Raw genomic sequence first — 2658 nt, forward strand, 5'->3', positions numbered from 1 at the left:
GTAATGGTTCCGCTAATGCCAGAACAACTGGGACATCATTACCTTTTTTGGACGCTTTCATAGGCGGAAACGGGACAGTAAACCCATACTTGGTGTTTTTATCTTCCCACAGTCTATGGGGAACTTCCACACAGGCAATAAGGCCCTACCGGAGTCCGGTAGCGTTCTTCAAATAAGCCATCTCTGGTAAACATCCATTTACCCAAGGGTAACAGCCCGACGGCCAGGAAAAATGCGATTAAGCGAGGATCGCCGTTTGAGAGGTTGCCCCCCCCCAAACGGCAAAAACTCTAGTTGTGGCCTATTAGGCGCAGTCTCTCAAGCGAAAGTGTGAATCGCAGGAGGATTTGAACACTTCTCAACATTCAAGCCGAAGCTGATTGGGGAAGTTAAATTTTTTGGGAAGTCGTAAAAAACTAGCTAACAATTGGGGAGGATTCGGTCGCCAACGACCAGCATAATACCATATGACAAAGGTATAAACATCCTTCATATAATAAACCTGAATATCTCGCATGGCACTGAAAGCAGCATCCTTGAGACGAACTTGTACAAAACCGTTATATATTCTGTAAGTGAGAAACGTAGACAAGCTGCTAAGCAAATTTCTGTTTTTTTGACTAATCGTAGTCTGGCTATGAAAAGTAAAACGAATACCATTAAAAGGACAATTTTTGTACTCCGCTCGACTCATTTCTAATTGACTCATCTCGAAAACATACCACAATAATTGGCGCTGAGAGGGTGATAAGGCAAACCACCAATTTAAAGAGGGCTTATTATATTTTCTCATAGTTTTATTTTATATTTAGTAGCATTGGCGATCCTTAATCGCTACTTACTATTTTAGCACAATATATATTTTTTGGCAACTTTCATTTACCCAAGGGTCACAGCCGGACGGTAATGAAGTAAGGGCTAAGAAAAAATAGTGGTATGGAAAGAACCGTTTACTTCGTTCTAAAATACGAGTAAACGGTCACTTCCTTAGTTTTTACTTGCTACCCACCTTATTTACGGAAATAAAATCAGACAGTTTGATTTTTAAGCTCGATAACACCAAAACAGCCGTTTTTCCAACGTTTATGGTATTAATTGCCCAAAACGGATAGCCTTTATGAATCATTTCTCTATTGACTTCGTACAAGTCGCCTAACCATTCCTCGCGCCGCTCTTCCGGGAAAAGATATGCTATTGGACTGGCAACCCATCGACTAGCCCACGTTTCAGAAGGCTCGAATCGCTTGTACTTGCGAAGCTTTTTTTCTAACTTCGATCGTTTTTCTAATTTTTCTAAGCGAGCAGTAACTTCTTCTATAGAAGGTTCCAACTCTTCTAAAAAATAACCTAACTCTTCAAGCTGTTGGATTGAGAGAGTAGTCTGGCTGCCATGAGAAGAGATTGGCTCGGAAAGACTGGATGGCTTCAAGGGTGTCCATTCCACTTCCTGTGAGTTTGTAATAACGCCGTCTGGCTCCCCCTCTTTCCTCGCGTCTTTCATCTCCCCAACGGGATTCAATAAGGCCCTTTTTTTCCAAGGAATGGAGAACAGGGTAAAGAGTGCCGAGTCCCATTTGGCGCTTACCTTGACTAGCTTGCTCCACAGCCTGCGGAATTTGTAGACCGTAGAGTTCCTTGTTGTAGAGGGCATATAAAACGGTTTCTTCTCTGGGCGAAACTTCGACATAAATTTGTCCTTTTCCTTTATTCATAGTTTTCTTGCGTTCCCTTATTACTGTTTTGTCTATAAAACATTATACCTTAAAAATTTGATAGTTGCCTGGACGAGATAGAAGAGTGCTTAAACTAGAGAGTCATTAGATAGCAAGCAGGCAAAGTCAAATAAATACCAATTATTTGACTTTGAATGAAAGCCAATTGAAAGTAGGGTTTCAATCGCCTGAACTCCTTGCTGGGCATCGGCTTAGGGTCGCAAAATCTTCTACTTTTGGGTTTTTATGAGGAAAACTACCGTTCGCTCGTTTTTGTTTTTCAGCTATGGGGCCGGTTAAAGAGGTCACTTCTTGGAGTTGTGTTAGCTTGCTCGTAATATGGCCCCATGTCCCCCCTCAAGAGTGCTCTTTTGGCACGACTGTGCGCTACCACAAGCCTCTCTTAAATGTGCTAAGGCCGGCATTTAATAGCAGACTTAAGGGTAAAATGGCCAACAGAATACACCGGGCAAAGACCGCTGCTCCAGACGACGGACTTGGGCCCGATGAGTGAAATGGCCACCACAACACACCGGCCTGCGGTTTGATGGCGAATAAAATGCCATCCCCTACCGGCCACATAGCCCAATATGGACATCCAACTATCGTCCCTCTGAGCTTCGGCGCGATTTAGTCAATAAAATCAAACAACTCAATAGTCAGCTTAAAGCCGCCAAAGATTCACTGACATCAGCTTCTGTGGAGGGGCTTGTGAATTTGCGCTTATAGCCGTTGGATATTCAGATGTCTGTGGGTGCAATGATAAAAACGAATATTCACTTGTCCGAAGGCTGGATATAGAAGTGCCGGTATATATTGAGGGGTCGGTAGCTCTGCATCTTGCCGATAGATGTGTTCATAAAAGCGAATATTTAGGGCTTGCTGAATAAGTTAGGAAAAATCGCGCTCGCTCCGCCAGCCGTAGCCATCGCACTTGATGGGTGAT

At 43.3% G+C, this 2658-nt stretch carries 4 protein-coding genes; all 4 read right to left on the minus strand.

Annotated features, from left to right (window positions below; translation table 11 throughout):
* Positions 1-358: 358 nt before the first annotated feature.
* On the minus strand, positions 359-694 hold the full coding sequence (locus NG798_RS27350; protein ID WP_261226876.1) for a hypothetical protein: 336 nt from the start codon (positions 692-694) through the stop codon (positions 359-361).
* Between the two features lie 300 nt (positions 695-994).
* Positions 995-1429: a hypothetical protein gene (locus NG798_RS28325; RefSeq protein ID WP_261226877.1), complete on the minus strand. Its 435-nt coding sequence runs from the start codon at positions 1427-1429 to the stop codon at positions 995-997.
* On the minus strand, positions 1356-1712 hold the full coding sequence (locus NG798_RS28330; RefSeq protein WP_261226878.1) for a PadR family transcriptional regulator: 357 nt from the start codon (positions 1710-1712) through the stop codon (positions 1356-1358). Before NG798_RS28330 ends, NG798_RS28325 begins: the two co-directional genes overlap by 74 nt.
* 412 nt (positions 1713-2124) lie before the next feature.
* Positions 2125-2310: a hypothetical protein gene (locus NG798_RS27365; protein WP_261226879.1), complete on the minus strand. Its 186-nt coding sequence runs from the start codon at positions 2308-2310 to the stop codon at positions 2125-2127.
* Positions 2311-2658: the final 348 nt, after the last annotated feature.

This window comes from Ancylothrix sp. D3o, assembly GCF_025370775.1.
Classification (GTDB): Bacteria; Cyanobacteriota; Cyanobacteriia; order Cyanobacteriales; family Oscillatoriaceae; genus Ancylothrix.